The following is a 21,901-nucleotide window of genomic DNA, read 5'->3' as shown; positions in this document are numbered from 1 at the left end:
TCACGATCCAGACGCGTACGAACACGGACATTTGCCGAGCGCTAGATGCGACGATCTAGGCATACGCAGACACGGGCTCTTGCGAAGTATTAGATGCCGCGATGTCGACGCGGGCGGACATAGGCTCTTGCGAGATACTAAATGTTATGATTTCGCTGCTTGCATAGACAGGCTCTTTCGGGACATCAGATGCTGCGATCTTAGCGCAAGTGGTTATAGCTTTTTGCAGGACGCCTGGCGCCGTAATTTTATCGCACCAAAATACGAGCTGTGTAGCCGTTCGAACTGCGATTATAGCGTGAGCGTGCTCTTGAGCGGCGCAGCGCACTGCGATTTTACAGCGCAAAATTCGGCGCTATTATGCGGCGATACGTACTGCGGCTCTAGTGCGAGTACTTACTTACGGCGCAGCCCTAGTATGGGGGATTGCTTACGGCGCGTTGGCACAAACCGAGATACACGCTCACGCCGCGACTCTAGCGCGAGTCTCAGCTCACGGCTCAGCCCTAACGCGAGCGATCCTTTGCAGCGCGTATCCGACTACTCTGCTCGTGCCGCCTGCCCGCATTGCAGATTTGGCGTGAACCCAGACGCCCGTCTGCGTTGTGGATTTGGCGCAGATTGTTTTAAAAATTCAGGCGGAATTTCTACGCGAAATTTTAAAATTTACGCTCTCGATTTCGCACGAAATTTTAAAGATTTTACATGGAGCTTGGAAACCGAGCTCGCGCAAAATTTCAAAATTTCCGCTTCAAATTTTACGCGAAATTTTAAAAATCCAGCTCGCAGCTTGGAAGCGGAACCCATGCAAAGCTTCAAAAATCAAAATTCCGCGCAGGATTTCTGGCAAAACGGCATAGACGCCGAGCCGAGTTCTGTTCAAACCTTCTCGCAGAGCGCTAAAAATTCCGATCGGAATTTTAAGATCAATTCCACGCAAAGCCAAACTGAGCCTGTTTCGCCACAGGAGCTCAAAAATCTCGAGTCGTGCCCAGCGCAGCGGCTAGGCTTTTACGCGCCTAAATTTAAAGATGAGCGCGCGAGAAATTTTTTCTCCCATCCGATGCGCGCCTTTATTCTTTGCGCCTGCTTTTTTGCGGCGCTGGGCACGCTTAGCTTTTTAGCGCCTGATGCGCTAGCGATCGATTATGTCGCCGCTCATAAATTTTATTTTCTGTTTTTGGCGCCCTCGTGCATCTACGCGGCTTTTTTGCTTACCGCGCTGCCAGATTGGACGAACTTCGAGGGCTCGCTAAAGCCCGTCTCGCTTGCCTTTGCCGCCTGCCTGATCGCGGCTTTTATCGCAAGCTTTTTAAATTTACGCGCGGCGGCGGCGATTACGGGGCTGTTTTGGGCGGTATTTTTTATCTTTGCGGCATGGCTTTTGTGGCTGGATAAAAACTCGAATAATTTTAGCATACTGGCAGTCCTTGCGGCGTTTTGCGCCTGCTCTGCCGCCTATGGCATAAGCGGGGATGAGAAGTTTTTGCTTAGCTTCGTGCATATCAACGTCGCGGCAATCGCCGTCGTAAGCTACCGCATAAGCGTCGTCATCGGCAACGAAGCGCTAAGAGAGGCGGGGCTAAGCGACGCCGTTTTTATTCCAAATTTTATCTACAAAAATTTAGCCGCTTTCCTCGCCTTCGCTTTGGCGCTCGCAACGCCCTTTTTAAGCGAGGCGGCATGCGGATTTATCGCGCTTGGTATCGGGTTTTTGTTTTTGGCGAAACTTCGCGAGCTGCACTACGCCGAAATTCTAAGCCGCCACTATATGGCGTTTTACTACGCGTTGCAGGCTGCGTGCGCGGCGGGATACCTGTGGCTGGGCGCGGCGCTGATCCGCGGGGGGTATGCTGTCGCGCCGCTGCACGTCATCGCGATCTGCTATATGTATGGAGCGATACTTTTCGTAGGGATGATCGCCGGACAGCGCCACAGCGGAATTTCGCCGCTAAACTTCCCGCGCCTAAGCCGCGCGGCGCTCGTTTTGGCTCTACTCGCGGGAGGTTTAAGAGCCGTTTTTGCGGGCGAGAGCTTTGTTTTATACGTGATGATCCCCGCGGCGCTTTTTATCGCCGCGGTCGCGCTATATCTGATAAATTTCATCCCGATCTTTCTGAAAAATCCTTTCAGCGCGGATCCGGATTGATGCTCATCAAAGCGGGCTTGCTAAATTTTAGCTACAATCGATCAAATTTCATTTCAAGGAGAACTTATGCAACACATCAAAAATATCGACGCCGCTAAGGCCGTAGAGCTTGCTTCGCTAGTCGAAGTAGCCCCTCACAAGGTGGTTTCGCGCACCCTCGCGCAAAATCCTGCGCTGAATATGACGCTTTTTGCCTTCGACGGCGGCGAGGAGATCAGCTCGCACAAATCAGACGGCGACGCGTTCGTTTACGTGCTTGAGGGGGAGGGCGATTTCACGATCGACGGGCAGAAGCACCGCGTAAAAGCGGGGCAAAGTATCGTCATGCCTGCGGGCTTGCCGCACGCGATCTTCGCGCCGGTGCCGTTTAAGTGGTTTTTAGTAGTGGTTTTTTAGCCTCTGAATTTAGGGCGGGTCAAATTTTAAAATTTAGCCCGCCCGCCGCTTCATAAAATTTTATCCGAAATTCCATTTGCAGGGTCGCTCTGTTTGTTTCCGACTGCTCCCGCTCGCCCTCGCAAAATTTTAAAATTCCAAAACGTTTAAATTTTACTTTTACCGCGCCCAAAAATTTCACCGAGTTTGCAAACCGTGCGGGAGCTGAAAATAACGCATCGCGTTTGCGCGCCGTGCTGAACCCCGAAATCGCACGCTTGAGCTCGCATCGCAAGTCAAATCCATAGCTCGCGCATTAAATTTTGAAGTCGCACTGAGCGTGCAATATATATCGGGCGAGTAGAGTAGATGGACGCTGTAGTAGGGCGAACCCGCCGAGTGCGCAATGCGCGCCTAGCTCATAGATCGAGCGCTAAATTTAAAGGCCGTGCCCGGCGTGAAATGCACGCCAAGCCGGCTTAAATTTTAAAATTTATCCCTCGCTCGGGACCAGCTCCTTGATGATGAGCTCGGGTGTGATTGTGCCGCGGAAGTTGTTTTTGCTAATCGTAAAGATCGCGTCCACCCGCTCTCCCGCGCGCGGCAAAAAGTCGTAGTTGAAAAACAGCGCCTCGACGCTGCCGCCGTTTTTATCAAGCGCCATTTTGATATGCTTGCCCTCCTTGCCGATCTCTCTGATGTTGCGCGCGCGCGCGCCTTTGATACAAAAGAGCGGGCGCGGATTTTTCTGCCCGTAGGGCTCGTAAAATTCTAAAATTTCAAGCAGCTCGAAATCTATCTGCGACGCATCTAGCTCGCCCAACAGATCGTCTTGCGCGCTAAAATCGCTCAGATCCTTAGGCGTAATGCGTTCATTTACGCGGCGCTTAAACTCCTGAAGTAGCGCAGGATCGATCCCCACGCCCGCAGCGCCCTTGTGCCCGCCGAAGGTCGTTAAAATTTCGCTTTGCGAGGAGATCAGCTCTAAAATGTCAAATTTACCGATGCTGCGCGCGCTTCCTTTGGCGCGTGAGTCGCTCACGCTAAAGACGATCGCGGGCTTTTTGTAGGTCTTGCTTAGGCGGCTTGCGACGATGCCGATGATGCCTTCGTGCCACTGTGGACCCCACACGACGATGACGTTGTCGCTCGGATCGACGCTTTTTACGATCTCGTCGTAGAGGCTTTTCTCCTCCTCTTTGCGCGAGTTGTTGATGGAATTTATCGTCTCTAGGTAGTGGTTTGCCTCTCTGATATTTTTGGCGCATAGGAAGTTATACGACATCGTAGCATCGTCCATCCGCCCCGTGCAGTTGATTAGCGGCGCGATCGTGTAGCTGATATCGTCGAATTCGAAGTGCTTTTTAAAATAATGCTCCTTAATCGCCTTGAAGCAAGCGCGATTTGAGCTATTTAGCCGCTTGATGCCGAAGCGCAAAAGCGCGCGGTTCATATCGCGCAACTCCATCATATCGGCGATTATGGCGATGATGAGGATATCCATCGAGCTTGCCATATCGTAGTTCACGCCGAGGGTTTCTTTTAGCGCGCCTACGAGATACCACGCTACCTGCGCACCGCAAATTTCGATATTTGGAAAGGTGCAATCGGGCTGCTTCGGATTGATTATCGCATAAGCGCGCGGCAACACGGGCGGAGGCATGTGATGATCGGTGATGATGAGATCAATCCCCTTTTGCGCGCAAATTTCGGCGGCTTCCGTCGCGGAGGTACCGTTATCTACGGTGATGATGAGATCCACATCCTCAAGCTCGCCTATGATCTCGCTGTTTAGCCCGTATCCGTCGGTGAAGCGGTTTGGGATCTTAATAACGTACTCCGCGCCTATTTGATTGAAAAAATCGCTCATTATGACGGTGCTTACGATACCGTCGACGTCGTAATCGCCGACTACGGCTATGCGCTGGTTTTCTTCGATGGCAGTTTTTATGCGCAAAGCCGCCTTATAGGTATCCTTCAGCTCGCAAGGTAAGGGAATTTCAGAAATTTTAGTATGCTGATCGTTCGCAAATCTCGATTTTAGAATTTCCCTTATCTCATTTTTACCTAGCATTTTTTATAGATGCTTCGATAAAGCCCAAAATAGCGGGATTTGGGCGCACTAGACGGCTGGTAAATTCCGGGTGAAACTGCACGCCCAGAAAAAACGGATGGTTTTTTAGCTCGACCGCTTCGATAAGCCCGTCGCTCTCGCCGCAGACGATAAGCCCGTGCTTTTCAAACTCGGCGCGGTACTTCGGATTGGCTTCGTAGCGGTGGCGGTGGCGCTCGCGGATGGTTTTTTGTTCGCCGTAAATTTTACCCAAAAGCGAGCCTTTTTTGACGTCGCAGTCATAGCCGCCCAGCCGCATAGTGCCGCCCATAGGGGATTTGTGCGTGCGGATCTGCTTTTTGCCGCTTGCGTCGATGAAGCTGTCGATCAGATAGATCACCGGATCTTCGGTCTGCGGGTCAAATTCTGAGGAGTTAGCGTTCTTTAATTTTAAAATATTGCGCGCAAACTCCACCATCGCAAGCTGCATCCCCAGGCAGATGCCCAAAAACGGCACCTTATGCACCCGCGCGTAGTTTATGGCTAAAATTTTACCCTCCACCCCGCGCGAGCCGAAGCCGCCCGCGACCAAAATTCCGTTTACGTCGCGAAAAATTTCATCCACATTGCTTGCTTCAATTTTTTCACTATCTACCCACTTTAAATTTATCCGCGTATCAAGCGTCGCGCCCGCGTGGATGATCCCCTCGGTGAGGGATTTGTAGCTTTCTTTCAGATCGATATATTTGCCGACGAAGGCGATCGTGGTTTCGTTCGTAGGCACGATGACGCGCTTAACTAGGCTGTCCCAGTTGCTCATATCGACTTCGAGCTTATTTAAGCTTAGAGTCTCCGCGATCGGCGTTAAAATATCCTGCTTCAAAAACGCAAGCGGGATCTGATAGATGCTCGCGCTATCGGGGCTTTCGATGACGCAGTTTTTATCTACGCCGCAGCTTAGCGCGATCTTATCTTTAAGCGCGCGATTTAGCGGCATTTCGGAGCGGCAGATTATCATATCGGGGCTGATACCGATGCGGCGCAGTTCGCCTACGCTGTGCTGCGTGGGCTTAGTTTTAAGCTCGCCCGCGACTTTTATAAAAGGCACTAGCGTGAGGTGGATATTCATCGTATTTACTCTACCCAGCTCCACTCTCATCGCGCGGATCGCCTCTAAAAACGGTAGCCCCTCGATGTCGCCTACGGTGCCGCCGATCTCGACGATCAGCACGTCGTTGCCCTCGCCTGCCTTTTTTATGCGGCGCACGATCTCGCCTACGATATGAGGGATCACCTGGATCGTCTTGCCCAGATAATCACCCCTGCGCTCCTTTTCGATGACGGAGCTGTAAACTTTGCCCGTGGTGAAGTTGTTGTCTTGGCTTAAATTTTCATCCAAGAACCGCTCGTAGTGCCCCAAATCCAGATCGGTCTCCGCGCCGTCGTCGGTGACGAAAACCTCTCCGTGTTCCAGCGGACTCATGGTGCCTGGATCGACGTTGATATAAGGATCCGCCTTTAAGATGCGCACTTTTTGCCCAGCGTGCTTTAAAAGCGTCGCGATCGACGCCGCCGCAATGCCCTTACCCAGCGAGCTCAGCACTCCGCCGGTGACGAAAATATATTTCGTTTGTTTTGCCATAAGTTTTCCTAAATTTTGATATTAATGTCGCGATTATAACTTCTTTTAGGTTAAAGCACACTAAGCTAGAATTTGAAAATTTTAGAAATTTACGGCAAAATATGACCCAAATAAATTTTAAATTTAAAGGAGAGATGATGAAAAAGATCATCGCGGCTTTAGTGCTCATCGTAGCGCTTATAGTGGGCGTTTTTGTAGCGACGAAGGACGCTAAAACGGGAGTAGCTAAAAGTGTAAACGATAGCATAACCAAAACGGTTGACGGTGCGGTCGGCAAGAGTGCCAGCGCGGCGATTGAGCAGCAGATTGCGGAATTTATCGCTAGAAACGAAATTTTCGAGACTAAGAGCGCTAAATTTTATCCGGGAGATAGCAACTCAAGCGGCTTTATCGAAGGCGTAGTAAAAAAAGAGAAACTACAAAAAAGCCTTGCTGAAGGCTTTAGCAAGCTAAAGGAAAAAGCAGGCGCGCAAGATAGCAACGATACGGACGAGCCGGATCCTGCTAAAATTTTTCCGGAGGATTTTGCTTTTCGCTACGACTACACTATCAAGCATAGCGTAAAAAACGCTGCGGATGGATTTGAGAGCGACGGAATTTTAACGATTAAGACGCCATATTACGCAGAACCTTGCAAGAAGCTGTTTAAGACTGACGCGCCGCTTAGCACGCATCTAAACTACGGACCTACAGAGGTTAAATTTAGCGCAAAGCTAGCCGATATAAATGTGCTAGAAGATGGCGGAATGGGACGTCTTGCAGGCCTTAGCCTAAACGGCACGAGCGATATGAGCGGCAAAACGATAAAAGCCTTGGGCTTTAAAATCGGTGAAATTTTTATAGACGACGGCAAGGATTCGGGTCTTGATATAAAGGATCTTATCTATGAGGCGAACTTTAAAAACGGTATCCAAGATCTAGACGATAATATAACCAAGCTCTTTTTGAATGACATAGATTTTGCAGGCAGTACAAAAGAGCTCGTCGTAACTGTAGATAAGCAGCGCTTCGTCGTAGTTACGGATATGAGCACGGAAGGTAGCTACCGCGTAAAAGATGGAATTTTAAATTTCAACGAAAGCGATAAAGCCCAAAGCTTAAAAATCGCCGATGTGCTAGTGCGAAACATCCATTTAGGTGTCGATACCAGCTTTAGCGCCGCACTTTTCGAAAAATATCTGTCTGTTATCTCAAATCCGCAAGAAGGCGAAAAATTAGCGGAAAATAAAGAGCTTTTTATGAAGCTGCTAAAAGATGATATGAAAATCAACGTGAATGATTTTTCGTTTGAAAATAGCCTCGGCAAGAAATTTGCTTTTAACGCAAGCGCGCTAGTAGGTGGCTACATCGACGAGACGCAGCTTTTTAAGCGTATGAGCTTGGATGGCAAAGCTACGATAAATACGACCATCACGGACTTCCTATCGCCTTATGACAGCCTGCGCGATTTTGCGCCGATGGCGGAAGTTTACGGCTCGCAGTTTCTTAAGCCAGACGGAGATGGAGTTAAGATGGAGTTTAGCTTCGATAAGGCAAGCAACTCTATGATCTTAAACGGAAAGCCTATCCCGCTACCGCACAACTAAATTCTTAAGCTTTGCGGGTGGATTTTAAGCCTGCCCGCAAAGATTTTTATTTTCCTGCTTTTTCGGCGCAGAATTTCGCAAAGCTCCGCGCAAATTTTCCCCTACAAAATTTCGCGGCTCTACCATAAAATTTCGCTCAAATTTTATCGCATCGTTTCCGCATGCCTTGCTAAATTTTAAAACTTACAAGCCAAAATCTCATATTTGCAATGACAGATAGACTTAAGCAATTTTGGCTATAATGCGCGCTTTTGCAGCGCAGCTAGCGTAAATTTAAAAGACAGCGGATTATGAGCGGCATTTATTACGCCGCCTCTTTTGACGACGTATTTTATATTGGGAAACTAACGCTAAATTTGCATTTTTAAATTTCAAGGAACGATATGAAAGTAATCAAACGAAACGGCAGAACCGAGGAACTTGACGTAAGCAAGATCAAAAAATACACGAGCGAGGCGGTAGAAGGGCTGGAAAACGTAAGCCTTAGCGAGCTTGAGGTGGATGCAAAGATCCAGTTTCGCGATATGATCACCACGGAGGAGATTCAGCAAACCCTCATCAAAACTACGGTCGAAAAGATCGACGTGGACCGCCCGAACTGGACTTTCGTCGCCGCGCGGTTATTTTTATATGATCTGTATCACAAAGTAACGGGCTTTAGCGGCTACAACAGCCTGGGGGATTACTTCGCTCGCGGCGAGGCGGCGGGCCGCATAATGCTCGGCTTAAAGGAAAAATACGATCTTGAGGATCTAAATTCTTATTTGCAGCCGCAGCGCGATTTGCAGTTTAACTACCTCGGCATCAAAACGCTTTACGATCGCTACCTAATCAAAGATAAAAGCGGCGCGCCGATCGAGCTTCCGCAGCAGATGTTTATGGCGATCGCGATGTTCCTCGCGCAAAACGAGCTTGATTGCCAGAGCTGGGCGAAGAAATTTTACGATCTCATATCTAAATTTGAAGTCATGCTCGCCACTCCGACGCTTTCAAACGCCCGCACGACGCGCCATCAGCTAAGCAGCTGCTACGTGGGCTCCACGCCCGATAATATCGAGGGGATTTTCGATAGTTACAAGGAGATGGCGCTTCTGAGCAAATTCGGCGGCGGTATCGGCTGGGACTGGTGCAAGGTGCGCGCGATGGGCGGCAGCATCGACGGGCATAAAAACGCCGCGGGCGGTATCATCCCGTTTTTAAAGATCACAAACGACATCGCCGTCGCCGTCGATCAGCTGGGCACACGCAAAGGCGCTATCGCCGTGTATATCGAGCCGTGGCATATGGACGTGAGCGACTTCCTCGATCTGCGCAAAAACTCGGGCGAGGAGAGGCGCCGCGCGCATGAAATTTTCCCTGCGCTGTGGGTAAACGATCTGTTTATGAAAAGGCTTCAAAGCGGCGGCAAGTGGACGCTCTTTGATCCCGCCGAAGTAAGCGATCTGAGCGATCTATATGGCGCGGAATTTGAAGCGCGCTACGAGCAGTACGAGGCCGATGATAAAATTTCAAAATCCACCATCCTGGCAAAGGAGCTTTGGAAGAAAATTTTAACGAGCTATTTTGAGACCGGAATGCCCTTTTTATGCTTCAAAGATAATGCCAACCGCATCAATCCAAACGCTCATCAAGGCTTAATCAGAAGCTCAAATTTATGCACGGAGATCTTTCAAAACACGGCGCCGAACCACTACAAAATCAAAGTCGTTTTTGCTGACGGTAGCGAGAGGCTGTTTGAGGAAAACGAAGAGGTAAGAACCGACGCGGGCATCGTAAAAAAGGCGAAAAAGATCACAGCGCTAGACACGCTGGGCGGCAAAGAAATTTTTATCGTGGAAAAAGGCTGCAGCGAAGGCGCGACGGCGGTTTGCAACCTCGCAAGCGTAAATTTAAGCAAAATCAACAGCCGCGAGGAGATAGCTCGCGTGATGCCGATCGCCGTGCGAATGCTAGATAACGTCATCGATCTAAATTTTTACCCGCACGCCAAGGTCAAACACACCAATCTAAAAACGCGCGCGATAGGGCTCGGCGTAATGGGCGAAGCGCAGATGCTGGCCGAGCGCGGCGTGAAGTGGGGCAGCTACGAGCACTTCGAGCTGATCGATAGGATAATGGAAAACGTAAGCTTTAACGCGATCAAAGCAAGCTCAAATTTAGCCGTAGAAAAGGGCAAATACCCTGATTTTACGGGTTCGAAGTGGAGTGAAGGAATTTTCCCGATCGATTTAGCGAACGAAAACGCTAAGGCGCTCGTTAAGCGCGGCGGGCTCTTTGAGCAGAGCAGCTGCGATTGGGACGGACTGCGCGAGAAAGTAAAGCGCGACGGCATGCGAAACGGCTACCTGATGGCGATCGCGCCGACATCGAGTATCAGCATACTCGTAGGCACCACGCAGACGATCGAGCCGGTGTATAAGCGCAAGTGGTTCGAGCACAATCTAAGCGGCATGATCCCGGTCGTCGTGCCGAATTTAAGTCCAAAAACGTGGCAGGCGTACGTACCTGCATACGAGCTCGATCAGCGCCTACTCGTAAAAGCGGGCGCCATCCGCCAAAAATGGATCGATCAAGGCCAGAGCTTAAATATCTTTATGAGCCTGGATAAGGCAAGCGGCGGCTATCTGAGCGAAATTTACACGCTTGCATGGCAGCTCGGGCTAAAATCGACCTACTACCTGCGCTCCGAAAGCCCCGATAGCGAGAAACTAAACAACGTCGCGGATCGCTCGATCGAATGCGAAGGGTGTCAGTAAAAGGCAAAAGGATTAACATATGAAACTAGATAGATTTGAAATAAAAAATTTTCGTTCAATAAAAGACATGGCGATAAATATTGAAGAGAGAAATGGTAAAAAATGTATAATATTAGTAGGAAAAAATGAGGCTGGAAAAAGTAATATATTAAAAGCTATATCTGCAGTATTTAATGGATATAAGGTTAGCATAAAAGATCAAAGAAAAACAGCTTCGGATAGTGATGAATATTATATTGATGCTATCTTTAAGCTTACACAAAAAGACATTAGTGATATTAAAGAAAAATTAATCGAAGAATATCATATAGAAAGTCTAGATATTTTTGAAAATAATTTAAGTATTGAAAGCTTTATTCAAGAAACTTTTGGTGAAATGATATTAACATTGAGTATAAAAGATAATGATACACCGAGCTTAATCTACCGGGAATATGAAGAATTAAATGATAAATATAAAATATCTAACTTATTCTACTATAGTACAGATAATCGGCAAATTACAAAATTAGAAGGCGAAAGTAATAGTCCTTTGCTTGAGCCTTTGACGTATGATCACATGAAGACAATTGTGTTTGAAATAATAAAAAATATAATACCCATGGAGAATATTTATAAGCGAGTTATGTTTTGGGAGTATAGTGATAGTCATTTATTGCCATCTAACGTAAATATAGAAAACTTTAAAAATAACCCAGACATATGTATGCCTTTAAAAAATATTTTTTATTTAAGCAATATAAAAGATATTCAACAAGATATTGAAAATGCAGCCAAGAAAGATAAAGGACTACATAGCTTTTTAGACAATATATCTAATAAAGCAACAAAAGAATTTAGAGAAATATGGCCTGACTTAAAAAATATAAAGTTTGTTATAAGAAAAGATGGTGAAGAGTTTGATATACGAATACAGGAAAAAGAGTTTTATTCTAATGAAGATAGAAGCGATGGCTTTAAGAGGTTTATAGCAATATTGCTTATATTATCAATTGAATATAGAACACAAAAAGAATATAGTAGATTAATCTTATTTGATGAACCAGATGCTTTTTTATATCCAACCAGTGCGAGATTTTTAAAAGAAGAGTTACTAAAAATTTCAGAAAAAGCTGTTGTAATTTACTCTACGCACTCTCCTTTTATGATAGATAACGAGTGCATAGAGAGACATCTGGTTATAGAAAGAAAGGATGATATTTCAGAAATAGTCCCACAAGGTAAATCACCATTTCAAGAAGACGAACTTTTAAAAAGAGCAATTGGAAGTCATATATTTGAAAGTATACAGTTAAAAAATATTATTTTTGAAGGCTATATGGACTATAAAATTTTTAAAATGTTTTGTAACATAAATGATTTTAAAAATTGCGGGATAGTTTATATGGGCGGCATAAAAGACGTTGATATGATAACTACGATGATGATGCTAACTGGTAAGAAATTTCTTATAATATCCGATAGTGATGAAACTTCAAAAAATAAGAAAAAAGACTTTGAGGAAAGATTCCCGGAATTTAAAACTAATTGGATTGAATATGATATTGCGGGTACAGAATTTAAAACTATTGAAGATTTTTATAGTGATAAATATGTATTAAATAATTTAGAAAGTGAAAAATTTGATATAAAAGAGTATGGTAATGGTAAAGCTTGCATGGCCAATATAAATAAAATTATAAAGGATAAAAACAAAATTAAAGAATTTAAAAATAGGCTCATAAATAATATTTCCAAAAATGATATGAAAAAGGATAAATATACTATATTTATGGATATTATAAAAAAGATCTTAACAAACCTATAGGGAATAATAAATCCAAAGTTGCAGCCTATTTTGCTCTTGTTTCGAATTGTCGGCTGCTTATACAATAGTTTTGATCAAAACCCTAAAAAGTGTTTACTTGTCTATTTTTGATTAATTATTTATAAATTTATCCATAACTAAAGCGCTTTCATCCATCCCTCGCCCGATGAAAACCAAAAAATTATCGCAGCGTTTACAGTCGCTAAAAGGCGTTATCTCAAATTTGCCGTTTACGAACTGCACGACGTATTGCGCTTCATCATCTTTGAAGCTCGCAAGCCCCTTTATGCGGTAAAAATTTTCCGGCATATTGCTCATAAATTTGATGAAATTTTGCCTATCGATGCCCTCAGGAAGGTCCTTTTTAAACGAGACTATCCCCTCGTCTTCGTGCGTCGCATGCATTTTGCCCTCGAGCAGGACGGACGCCATATACGAGGTGTCGCTCTGGCGGTAGAGCAGATAGTTTGGATTTAGCTCGGCGCCAACCGTCTCGAATATCTCGGCGCAGCGGTTGTTTTGGATCAAAGCTTGTCGTATCCGCTCCTTTTGCTCGGGCGAGATCAGATCAATTTTATTGAGCACTATGACGTCGGCGGCCTTGATCTGCTCGAGCATTATTTTTGATCTGCCCTGCTCTTTTAAAAAATTCGCCCCATCGACGACTGTGACGATGGCGCATAGATTGACCGCGTCTTTTATCTCGTTTAGCTCGCTTAAGATATTGAAAGGATTGGCAACGCCGGTGGTTTCAAGCACGATGCTGTCAGGTTTTTTAGGCTTGAGCTGCGAAATCGCGAGCTTGATCTGCCCCGTCATTGAGCAGCAAACACACCCCTCGTCGATCTCTACGAGCGCGTATTTGGCGTCCAGCAGTGCGCCGTCGAGGCCGATCTTGCCGATCTCGTTTTGGATGATACCCGTAAATCTATTTTGCGCCGTTTCGTGCTCGATAAAATTTTGGATAAATTTCGTCTTGCCAGAGCCCAGATAGCCGGTGATGATGAAAAAATTCGGCCGCTCGCCGCCTTGCATAAAAATTTGCTTTTTATCCTCTTTAGCTAAGCGCAGCAAAAATTTAAACAAAGGCGCCGAGCCTGGCAGTTTCTTAAAGGATTTATCGTTAAATTTAAAGCATCCGTCACCCGCGTCCTCGCCGTAGATTAAATTTATAAAAATTTCGCCGCAGAGCGGATCTGCTTTGCTTTTTAAATTTCGATCTTTGTCGTAGATCACGGCGTGCGCCGCTTTTTTGTAAATTTCAAAGCTCTCGTAGCGCGGCTCGTAAATTTTGCAAAGCGCGATATGCAAAAAGTTCATAAACGCAAGCGATACCCTAAAGCAGGGGAAATTTTTATCGAGCCCCTCTTTTGCGATGATCTGCTTGCCCTCTATGTACACGCCGTCCTTTGCGTACGACCTATCTCTGAGCTTTGTTTTAAAAGATAGCGCCGAGCCCCGCTCTTGCGGCTTTAAATAGATCGTAGCGACGCAGAAATTATTTAAAAGCTCCTCGTGCGCGGAGAAATTTCGCACCTTCATCAAAAACTCCGGCTCTCCGGCTAAAACGGCTTCAAAAAGAGAGACATTACCGAGCAATTCGTCGTTTGCAGAGGGAAAATAATAAAGCTCAAATACGCCCGCGTCATCTTTCACCTCCCGCAAAACGATACCGTAAATTCCGCCGTAAAAGCCAAATTTTATGCTCCAGCATTCATTAAAATAGTTCCCCTTATACATCCCCTGATACCTGCTTGAGGATTTTACGTCGCTATCGTAAAGAGATTTCATCAATATACATCTCATAAGCGACCTGTAATCCTCAAACGAGTATTTAAATTTCAAAGGGAAAATATCTTGAAATTCCATGCTTCTATCCAAATTTAACCTTATCGCCGTTGCCCAGATAATCGGACGTTTTGGTTCTAAATCTAGCCGTGCCCTTTACGATCGGATAGCCCTCGCGGACGAATTTTTGCACGGTCAGCAGACCCGTGCAGTGGTTGCACGCCATGACCTGGTAGTTCCATCTTTTCAGCCCGATAACCAGATCGTCGTATTTTGGATCCCAGTCGTCAAACGGCGAGATATGAAGTCCGCCGTAAAGCCCGTAGAGCTGGTCGTTGTCGTACTTAAGCTCCTTATGCGCGGAATCCGAGAAGGTAATGATACCCTGATGGCAGCAGCCCGTGATACTCACAAGACCTTTGTCTTTAACGTTTACGAAGATCGACTGCTCGCCAAAAACCCTCGTAATTATAGGGCAGTCGTAGCAAAACGTACACATTCCGGGCTCGATCTCGTTTCTGCCCTTTTTAAACACTACGAGCTCGCCTTTATGGCCTGAATCTTTGATATATTGTCTGCCTTCTGGATAAAAGCCCTCGTGGATGATGATTCTGATGTCGGGCTTATACTTTAAAACGACGGGTAGCGCCCAAAAGTGATCGTAGTGCTCGTGCGACATTATGAGGGTGTCTATCTCACCGCTTTGCAGCATCTTATCGATCCCCTCTCGCTTAAAGCACTCGTGCATCCATTTATAGGACCAACCGCAATCAAGCAGATATTTTTTCTTTTCGCCGTTTAGGCGCTCTATCTCTATCAAAGCGGAGTAGCCGCCGGCGTTATCGGGATTTACGGAGAGTTTTTTGGTTACTTCCCATGCCTCATCTATTTTATCCGGCAGAAGATGCTTGATTTGCGAAATTCCCTCTTCGTAGCTTCCTTTGGCAAGTCCTTTGCCGTTACCAAACGGCGGCCAGTTAAATAGATATTGATTAACGAGCAGTCCGCCTGCGCCTTTAATATCTCCCATGAGCATCGAGTTATCAAACCAGCTCGTTTCGGAGATATTAGTAACCTCGACGCTTTTAATCGCGCCAAAATCGGTCATCTTTCGCACTTCATCCGGAAGAAAAAATTCCCTCGCAGGAGAGTATGAAAATACCCCCATCGATGCGAGCGCGCCCAGTCCTATGCCCGCCGCGCCGCCTTTTATAAAATCTCTTCTAGCTTCATTCATCTCATATCCTTTATTTAAAAATTGTAAGCATATTGCCCACGACGGGCGCTAGATAAACTACGGCGAGATAGATGATCACGCCTATTATAAAGCCCACTACCAAGCCTTTGATGGAATTTTTATTTCCAAAATCGTCTTCCTCGCCTGCTTCCTCCGCCTCTTCCTTCTTGCCGGCAAGCCTCCAGCCCGGCCAGCCGTCCATAAACCAGTAATTTATCAGCATGACGTTGATAAACCAGATCATCGGAATCATAGGGAATTGTTGCGGGTGCGAAAAGCCCTTTTGGGTGCCCAGCAAAAAGTGCGAGACTTGATAATATACGTAGTATAGGACGATAGCCGCCGTCATGCTTATGATCGTTCTAAGAAGGATATTGACGGGCTTTGAGAATTTATTAACCGCATTGTTGCAGTAAAATTTAATAAACAGCACCGGCACGAGCCAAAATATAGCTATCTCGCCTACGTGCAGCCATCGCCAATCAGGCGCAAAAAGCCTTCTGTCGCCTCTAATATGCACGCCCCAGATGAGCTCTTGCAGATAGTAAAAGAAGAATGAAAAGCAAAACGCCATCGCTATAATGCCGAAAAACGACGCCGTCCTTCTAAGCCAATTCGTCTTAATAAGGCTAAAAGGATACCTCTCCCAGATAGTTTCATACACCCACACCATAACGGTACAGCACATAATCCATGCGATATTGAAATTTCCATGCACGGTATCGGCAAAATTATGCCACCAAGGCGGAGTGATGGAGGTGTATTTTTGCCACGGATCGAATAAAATTCCCATTTGCGAATGGAAAAATACGAAATACACGATCATACTTAGCAAAAAGGTCCAGATAAAAACTGTAAAGCCTTTAACGGGCTGCTTTAGCTTCTGCCACGGCGAATTATCCGCAGCCACTACCCAAGAAGGACTTAGCCACGACGCGATAGCCGCAAACATCAAAATAGCTTGTGCCGAGTACTCAAGCGCGTAAAAATCGGTTATGCCAAGCTCTGCAAGCCTTCGCGGACTAAAATACGATATGGCAAGCTCGCCTAAAATAAATTCAAAGAATATCTTTAAGAATACGAAGAAGGTAAAAAATACCATCACCGTAAAGATAATGCCCTTTTTCGCTGGCCCCGCCGTATAGAGCCACTCTCTTTTAAAAGGCCAAAAATCAAAAATATACGCTATCCAGATGATAACTACAAGTAGCCACCTGCACCACATATATCCCACGTAAGGGGTATACATCCTCATCAGTCCCCTAGGATCTTGAAAGATCCACCACGATGCGTAAAACACCACAAACAAAAATAGAGTGTTTATAAGCACCGATGTGAGCGGAGAATATCTTCTAACAAGCTTCCGCTCCTCCAGATAAATTTTGTCTTCAGGTTCGCTCATCGCTCCCTCCTTACATAAAATTTAATCTTTATTAAATTATATAAAAAGAGTGCAGCCCATTTGTAGCGTAAATTTGGATTAAATTTTTAAATTGTCTCAGAAAAGCTTCATTTCGGAAGTTTGATTATAAAATTTGAGCCGTTCTTTAGGCTCTCTACGACGAGCGAGCCCTTGCAGTGATCTTCGATGATGATCTTTGACATATATAGCCCGATGCCGGTGCCGTTTGTGCTGGCTTTAGTAGAAAAATACAGATCGAAAATTTTATCCGCGATCTCCTTTTTGATGCCGCCGGCGTTATCTTTTACGCTTAAGCAAAGATAGGACTTTTCGATGTAGGTTGAAATTTCGATAACCCCGTCGTCGATATTTCTTTCTAAAAAGGCGTCTTGAGCATTTTTTATGATATTTAAAATAACCTGCGAAACCTCGTTTTTATATGTGAGCAAAGTCTGGTTGCAGCCATATTTCGCGTAAATTTTAATCTTTTGATTTTGCAGTATCGCTTTTGCGATATTTATCGCCATATTGCAAAGCTCCTCCAGGCTCGTAACCTCCTTAATCTTGGCGGGCTTAAAGAAATTTCTAAACTCATCGATCGTTTCGGATAGATGCTTGGAATACTGCTCGATCTTGCCGAGTTCCTCCAAAAGAGCCGTTTTATCAAATTTGTCCGCCATCAAGCAGCTAGTGCTTAGATATGAAGCCGTAGCCGAGATGGCAGATAGCGGCTGCCTCCACTGATGCGCTATCATATTTAAAATTTCGCCCATCTGAGCGAGCCTTGATTGATACTGCAGCTGCTCGTCTTGGCGCCTTATGAGCTTTAGCTGCTCCTCGATCTCGTGGTTGAGCGTTAAATTTAGCCGCTTGACCTTTAGCCTGCTTTGTTTTAATTTCTTCTCCGCCATCACTCTTTTAGTGATATCCACCACTATCCAAAGCACCTCGTCGTTCCCCGATATGGAGTCGCCCGAAATTCTAATCCAAAGCCCTTTGCCGCTTTTGTGCCTTAGCTCGTAGTTTAGCTGCAGGGCCTCATTTTTTCTTACTTTATTAAAGGCGATGTCTGCAAAATGCAGGTATTTTTCCTCGCTTAGATGTATGGTTTGAGCGGATTTGCCGATGATCTCGTCGTATTCGTAGCCAAAAATTTTACAAAAGGTCTCGTTGCACTCCATAATATTTCTTTTCTTATCCACGATGAAGATGCCGACGCCGGAATTTGAAAATATCGTCTCAAATCTCTGATGATTTTTTTTGATGTCTACTATCGCCATTTTATCCTGTATCCTTGTGAGTAGATATTTTCTATCAGCTTATAGCCAATTTTTCGGTGAAATCTGGATATGATATTTCTTACCCGTTTATCGTCATACTCGTCGCAATCCTCGAACAGCTCGTTTTCTATCTCAGGGCCGCTTGCGATCCGTCCGCTAGAGCTTAGAAGCAGCTGCAACAAAGAGGTTTCGTTTTTGGTTAGTTTGATAATTTCGCCTGCCTTGGATAGGGTTAAACTCTGCTTATCCCACACGAAATCGCCGCTTAGATAGATAAACTTTCCGGGTTTTATTTCGATGCTCTGCGTGATTTTTTCAAGCACGCTTAGTAGATCCTCTGTCGTAAAAGGCTTTAGAATATAGCCATCCACGCCGATGGATATCGCTTTGGTGAAAAATTTAGACTCGTCGTAGGCTGAGAAGATGACAGTTTTTACCGAAGAATCGATCTGTTTGATCCGCTCCAACATCTCAAGCCCGCTCATGCCCGGCATATTGATATCGGTAAAAACAATGTCTGCTTTGCTTGCTTTAAATTTATCGACGCCCTCTCGCCCGTCGCCGCAGTCGATAACTTGATGAAAGAATAGTTTTAAAATTTTTGCGGTCTGCTGCCTTACCTCATTATCATCCTCGACATATAGGGCGCGCATACTGCGAGTTTGAGCTTGTATTTTGTTTATATCCATAATGCAGCCCCTCCTTTTTAAATTTATCCCTTATCGTAAATTCTATTTCGCGCGCTACAACCCTGTTTTAAATTTACAAAACCGAGTGTTTTTATTCCACCTGCCCGAGCTTTTTGAGATAGGCAAAAATTTTAGCGATCTCGATCATTTTATTTAGGCTTTCGAGCAGCTTCGCGCTTTGCGAGCTCGGCGCGGATTTGAAAATTTCGCTATTTTCAACGCCGATTACGAGGCTGTTCTCGCCCAGATAAAGCTCGGTTTTACCAAATAAATTTACGGTGATCGTCTGCATATTTTCTAAAATTTTTTTGTTTTGCAAAAATGCGGCGGCGGCGGGATTGTTTAGATAAACATCAAACGACGCGCTTAGGTGTGGGCTGTCTTTAAGCAGCTTCAGATCCGACGCGCCGAAGATAAACTCTCCGCGCGGCACGACTAAAATTTGGCTATCGAAGGTCTCGCTAAAATCAAATTTTGCAAAAAGCCCGTCAAAGATCGCAGTATCATCCTTCTTTTTAAGATGCAAAATTTTATCCAGCTCAAATACTCGATTTTCTCTGTTTTTATCGAAATCGCGGCTTAGGCAGATGTCACCGATTTTTATGCTGAATTCGGGCGTCTTGCCCACTATCGCGTGCTTGCAAGTGCATAGATTCGCCTCTTTACGGAGCGGATTTTTGTAAATTTCATCGAGCAAAAACGCGCCGAAAGGCTGAAAGGTAAGACGCAGCTCCTTTGCGATCCAAAGCAGAAATTCATTCTTAAAGGCCTCTTCGCTGAGCGATTCAAATTTACGCGAAATGCGCACGGCTAGGTATTTGTAAGCAGGATAAGCAAGAGCTAGCAGCACTAATAAAAACAGGAATGAGAAATCTCCGAAATCCTTGCGCATAGCGATAAACAGCGCCAGCACTACCACTGCTACACCGCCGCGCGCCTTCCAAAGCGCCACATTGCGCGCTCCATCTAGTTTTTGCTTTTTTAATTCGTAAGAAACAAGGCTCATCGCTATCCCCGTGAGTGAAATTTGACGTTCATTATAGCGAAAAATGGGATTAAATCAAGCCATATGATAAGCGCGTTGCTATTTATAAGGCGGGTTTTTTATAAATAGCTCAAAAGCATAGAGATCGCCGTCTTTTTCTCTACATTTTACAATATCGCCCTGTTTGAATTCTAAAATTTCATCCAGTTCGGATTCAAATTTCGTCGTATCGGTAATTTTAAAAATATATTGCGCGATTTGAGAAGCCTTTACCGGGCGCCATACATCGATATCTTCGTTTAAAATTTTTATAAAAATTTCTTTATCGATCGCGTTCGCCATATTAAACCTTTCTGCCCGGTTATCTAAAATTCTTTCTGCCTAACCACAATTTAAGATATTTTAATACGGGTCTTAAATAATCATTAGTAGCGTTGGCTTTAAAGGTGCTTATGTCCGATTCTATCAAATACCAGCTATATCCGTCATCCTTTAAAATATTCATTTTGCGATGTTTGGCCTCAGTGTTTGCGTCAGATATCTCTATATCCAGTACTTTATTTGCAATATTCATCTGTACCGATAGATTAGAGATTAGATCATATATGAAACGATTAAAATCTTTGATGATATGGGTATTATATACGTCATCGATCATCTCAGCTCTTCTTTTTTTAAAAATTTTCTTCTCTATCGGGTCTCCATCAAAAAGCTTTTCATAATGATCTGCGTCTACTATGAGTTCTTCGTAAGACGCGGTAAAATATTTCCCATACATCCCAAATTTCCAATTCGTAGGCACCATTTCGTCTATTACTTGAAAATATTCGCTATTAAATCGATAGTAATCTATATCATCTAAAAATGGTAATATGCAATAATAAACCTGCCCCTCTTCATATTGGATACCATGAACAAAATAGGTTCTGTTTAACCCCAGATACTCATGCCTATCTTCTTTTATACATTTTACAATCATTTTTAATCATCCTTAAATTTGAAATTATCTACGGCTTCTATGATGGGCTACCCGTCTTTATCGCCTATTATACTATTTTTAACAAGTTCTGTAAAAATTCTTTGTTTTTGGATTTGTTGATTGCCTCTTTTATAGCATTAAAGGATAATTTTAAATTCTTTAAATTGCCGTCTATAATGCAAAAACCGTTTTTATCGCACAATGATATTATGCCCCTTAATACAGTCTCATACTCGGATCTAAAATCGATACGAAACGTAGCGGACTCTATTATATTATCAGCATCAAAAAATACCTTTAAGCGATTGCCGTTTTCGCTTCCATATAGATCTATTTCGTTAGACCAAGATTTTTCGGGCTTTAATAGGCGCGAAATTTCAGAAAATATCTCTTTTTTGATCTTTGCTTTTTTCCAATACTTATCGTCTTCAAAGAGCTTTATATTGCTATATTGCGGATCGTATTGTAGATCGTAGGCATCGCTTTTAGGCAGAATAAAAAACTCACATTGCCAAATTGCCATATCTTCCTTTCTCAAATATTTTCATTATAAAATTTTAAAAGTAATAGACATAGCAGCCCCGGTCATCGTATATATCGAATAAAATCGAAAATTTCTCTTTATTGTTTGCGGCTAATTGAACTCTGATATTCAAAGATGGCTCTTTTGCCAGCTCAAAATTAAAATGGTGCAGCAGTATGGATCTCAAAAAATTTGGCTCAAGCGCCTTTTCTTTTATAAAAATAACGCCCGCTCTGGCGCCGTTTTTATAAGGTTTAGCTTTTGTGTATTGCCCCTTCATATTTTTAAGAAGATACTCCTCTATTTTCTCATCTCTTTCCCAAAAAAGAATTTTATAAACTACGCTATCTAAGTGGCTTGCTTTTGAAATTAAAAACATAACTAGCCTGATTTTGGCCTCTACATCGATATTTTCAAAATCTATTCTTGATCTGGCTACGCCTCTTTTATTTCTTCTTATTTTCCTGAATTCTACGTCAAAATTACTTGGATTTATAACGTTTTTTATCATTGTTGCCACCTTTTAAAAACCTTTCGCTGCGTGATTTAAAATCCCCATCTACTTTTTCCATTTAAATTTTAATTTCTTTCGCTTTATTTTTATAAAATTTTCCAACTGCTTATCGGTAAAATTTAAAATCTCTTTTCGG

The 21,901-nt window shown here is 44.3% G+C and carries 18 protein-coding genes; 5 read left to right on the top strand and 13 right to left on the bottom strand.

Going from position 1 to position 21,901, the window contains the following annotated elements; genetic code table 11:
* Nucleotides 1-55: 55 nt before the first annotated feature.
* Nucleotides 56-346, bottom strand: a complete 291-nt coding sequence (locus tag Q0605_RS10140) for a hypothetical protein (RefSeq protein ID WP_298706716.1) — start codon at nucleotides 344-346, stop codon at nucleotides 56-58.
* 177 nt (nucleotides 347-523) lie between these two features.
* Between Q0605_RS10140 and Q0605_RS10135 the strand changes: the two genes are divergently transcribed.
* Complete coding sequence (locus Q0605_RS10135) at nucleotides 524-2,149, top strand: NnrS family protein (RefSeq protein ID WP_298706715.1); 1,626 nt, start codon at nucleotides 524-526, stop codon at nucleotides 2,147-2,149.
* A 66-nt stretch (nucleotides 2,150-2,215) separates the two neighbouring features.
* Nucleotides 2,216-2,545 carry a cupin domain-containing protein gene (locus tag Q0605_RS10130; RefSeq protein WP_298706713.1) on the top strand — a complete coding sequence of 110 codons (330 nt, stop codon included), beginning with the start codon at nucleotides 2,216-2,218 and terminating at the stop codon, nucleotides 2,543-2,545.
* Between the two features lie 472 nt (nucleotides 2,546-3,017).
* Here Q0605_RS10130 and recJ read toward each other — a convergent pair whose 3' ends face one another.
* Together recJ and Q0605_RS10120 are read right to left on the bottom strand one after the other, a co-directional pair.
* On the bottom strand, nucleotides 3,018-4,598 hold the full coding sequence (recJ, locus tag Q0605_RS10125) for a single-stranded-DNA-specific exonuclease RecJ (RefSeq protein WP_298706711.1): 1,581 nt from the start codon (nucleotides 4,596-4,598) through the stop codon (nucleotides 3,018-3,020).
* Nucleotides 4,588-6,219: a CTP synthase gene (locus Q0605_RS10120; protein ID WP_298706709.1), complete on the bottom strand. Its 1,632-nt coding sequence runs from the start codon at nucleotides 6,217-6,219 to the stop codon at nucleotides 4,588-4,590. Before Q0605_RS10120 ends, recJ begins: the two co-directional genes overlap by 11 nt.
* A 137-nt stretch (nucleotides 6,220-6,356) precedes the next feature.
* On the opposite strand from Q0605_RS10120, the gene Q0605_RS10115 reads away from it, so the two are divergent.
* The 3 genes from Q0605_RS10115 (at nucleotide 6,357) to Q0605_RS10105 (ending at nucleotide 12,368) form a co-directional block, all read left to right on the top strand.
* On the top strand, nucleotides 6,357-7,805 hold the full coding sequence (locus Q0605_RS10115; RefSeq protein WP_298706707.1) for a DUF945 family protein: 1,449 nt from the start codon (nucleotides 6,357-6,359) through the stop codon (nucleotides 7,803-7,805).
* A 383-nt stretch (nucleotides 7,806-8,188) separates the two neighbouring features.
* Nucleotides 8,189-10,561: a ribonucleoside-diphosphate reductase subunit alpha gene (locus Q0605_RS10110; RefSeq protein WP_298706705.1), complete on the top strand. Its 2,373-nt coding sequence runs from the start codon at nucleotides 8,189-8,191 to the stop codon at nucleotides 10,559-10,561.
* Nucleotides 10,562-10,580: 19 nt separating this feature from the next.
* Nucleotides 10,581-12,368, top strand: coding sequence for an AAA family ATPase (locus Q0605_RS10105; RefSeq protein ID WP_298706703.1), 1,788 nt, complete (start codon nucleotides 10,581-10,583; stop codon nucleotides 12,366-12,368).
* A gap of 111 nt (nucleotides 12,369-12,479) precedes the next feature.
* Here Q0605_RS10105 and Q0605_RS10100 read toward each other — a convergent pair whose 3' ends face one another.
* From Q0605_RS10100 to Q0605_RS10055, 10 genes are all read right to left on the bottom strand, one after another.
* Nucleotides 12,480-14,249 (bottom strand): GTP-binding protein, encoded by a 1,770-nt coding sequence (locus Q0605_RS10100; protein WP_298706701.1) that lies wholly within the window; start codon nucleotides 14,247-14,249, stop codon nucleotides 12,480-12,482.
* The gene (locus Q0605_RS10095; protein ID WP_004318461.1) at nucleotides 14,242-15,393 is read right to left on the bottom strand and encodes an MBL fold metallo-hydrolase; all 1,152 of its coding nucleotides are present in this window, start codon (nucleotides 15,391-15,393) and stop codon (nucleotides 14,242-14,244) included. The genes Q0605_RS10100 and Q0605_RS10095 overlap by 8 nt, the downstream gene beginning before the upstream one ends.
* A gap of 10 nt (nucleotides 15,394-15,403) precedes the next feature.
* Nucleotides 15,404-16,795, bottom strand: coding sequence for a hypothetical protein (locus Q0605_RS10090; RefSeq protein ID WP_298706699.1), 1,392 nt, complete (start codon nucleotides 16,793-16,795; stop codon nucleotides 15,404-15,406).
* 107 nt (nucleotides 16,796-16,902) lie between these two features.
* Nucleotides 16,903-18,075 (bottom strand): PAS domain-containing sensor histidine kinase, encoded by a 1,173-nt coding sequence (locus Q0605_RS10085; RefSeq protein ID WP_298706697.1) that lies wholly within the window; start codon nucleotides 18,073-18,075, stop codon nucleotides 16,903-16,905.
* The gene (locus Q0605_RS10080; protein ID WP_298706695.1) at nucleotides 18,066-18,764 is read right to left on the bottom strand and encodes a response regulator; all 699 of its coding nucleotides are present in this window, start codon (nucleotides 18,762-18,764) and stop codon (nucleotides 18,066-18,068) included. The genes Q0605_RS10085 and Q0605_RS10080 overlap by 10 nt, the downstream gene beginning before the upstream one ends.
* Before the next feature lie 91 nt (nucleotides 18,765-18,855).
* Nucleotides 18,856-19,770 (bottom strand): DUF3137 domain-containing protein, encoded by a 915-nt coding sequence (locus Q0605_RS10075; protein ID WP_298706693.1) that lies wholly within the window; start codon nucleotides 19,768-19,770, stop codon nucleotides 18,856-18,858.
* A 78-nt stretch (nucleotides 19,771-19,848) separates the two neighbouring features.
* On the bottom strand, nucleotides 19,849-20,091 hold the full coding sequence (locus Q0605_RS10070; protein ID WP_298706691.1) for a hypothetical protein: 243 nt from the start codon (nucleotides 20,089-20,091) through the stop codon (nucleotides 19,849-19,851).
* A 19-nt stretch (nucleotides 20,092-20,110) separates the two neighbouring features.
* Nucleotides 20,111-20,728: a hypothetical protein gene (locus Q0605_RS10065; protein WP_298706689.1), complete on the bottom strand. Its 618-nt coding sequence runs from the start codon at nucleotides 20,726-20,728 to the stop codon at nucleotides 20,111-20,113.
* A 67-nt stretch (nucleotides 20,729-20,795) separates the two neighbouring features.
* Nucleotides 20,796-21,251 (bottom strand): hypothetical protein, encoded by a 456-nt coding sequence (locus tag Q0605_RS10060; RefSeq protein ID WP_298706687.1) that lies wholly within the window; start codon nucleotides 21,249-21,251, stop codon nucleotides 20,796-20,798.
* Between the two features lie 34 nt (nucleotides 21,252-21,285).
* On the bottom strand, nucleotides 21,286-21,762 hold the full coding sequence (locus Q0605_RS10055; RefSeq protein ID WP_298706685.1) for a hypothetical protein: 477 nt from the start codon (nucleotides 21,760-21,762) through the stop codon (nucleotides 21,286-21,288).
* Between the last annotated feature and the right edge of the window lie 139 nt (nucleotides 21,763-21,901).

Origin of the sequence: uncultured Campylobacter sp. (assembly GCF_938017705.1) — a bacterium.
Lineage (GTDB): Bacteria > Campylobacterota > Campylobacteria > Campylobacterales > Campylobacteraceae > Campylobacter_B.
This window is presented reverse-complemented; position numbering and strand designations above follow the sequence as displayed.

Coding starts and splice junctions, on each gene's coding strand:
- Q0605_RS10060 (WP_298706687.1), bottom strand. CDS start 21,251: ATGGCAATTTGGCAATGTGAGTTTTTTATTCTGCCTAAAAGCGATGCC.
- Q0605_RS10085 (WP_298706697.1), bottom strand. CDS start 18,075: ATGGCGATAGTAGACATCAAAAAAAATCATCAGAGATTTGAGACGATA.
- Q0605_RS10080 (WP_298706695.1), bottom strand. CDS start 18,764: ATGGATATAAACAAAATACAAGCTCAAACTCGCAGTATGCGCGCCCTA.
- Q0605_RS10095 (WP_004318461.1), bottom strand. CDS start 15,393: ATGAATGAAGCTAGAAGAGATTTTATAAAAGGCGGCGCGGCGGGCATA.
- Q0605_RS10070 (WP_298706691.1), bottom strand. CDS start 20,091: ATGGCGAACGCGATCGATAAAGAAATTTTTATAAAAATTTTAAACGAA.
- Q0605_RS10105 (WP_298706703.1), top strand. CDS start 10,581: ATGAAACTAGATAGATTTGAAATAAAAAATTTTCGTTCAATAAAAGAC.
- Q0605_RS10110 (WP_298706705.1), top strand. CDS start 8,189: ATGAAAGTAATCAAACGAAACGGCAGAACCGAGGAACTTGACGTAAGC.
- Q0605_RS10055 (WP_298706685.1), bottom strand. CDS start 21,762: ATGATAAAAAACGTTATAAATCCAAGTAATTTTGACGTAGAATTCAGG.
- Q0605_RS10075 (WP_298706693.1), bottom strand. CDS start 19,770: ATGAGCCTTGTTTCTTACGAATTAAAAAAGCAAAAACTAGATGGAGCG.
- Q0605_RS10120 (WP_298706709.1), bottom strand. CDS start 6,219: ATGGCAAAACAAACGAAATATATTTTCGTCACCGGCGGAGTGCTGAGC.
- Q0605_RS10130 (WP_298706713.1), top strand. CDS start 2,216: ATGCAACACATCAAAAATATCGACGCCGCTAAGGCCGTAGAGCTTGCT.
- Q0605_RS10065 (WP_298706689.1), bottom strand. CDS start 20,728: ATGATTGTAAAATGTATAAAAGAAGATAGGCATGAGTATCTGGGGTTA.
- Q0605_RS10090 (WP_298706699.1), bottom strand. CDS start 16,795: ATGAGCGAACCTGAAGACAAAATTTATCTGGAGGAGCGGAAGCTTGTT.
- Q0605_RS10115 (WP_298706707.1), top strand. CDS start 6,357: ATGAAAAAGATCATCGCGGCTTTAGTGCTCATCGTAGCGCTTATAGTG.
- recJ (WP_298706711.1), bottom strand. CDS start 4,598: ATGCTAGGTAAAAATGAGATAAGGGAAATTCTAAAATCGAGATTTGCG.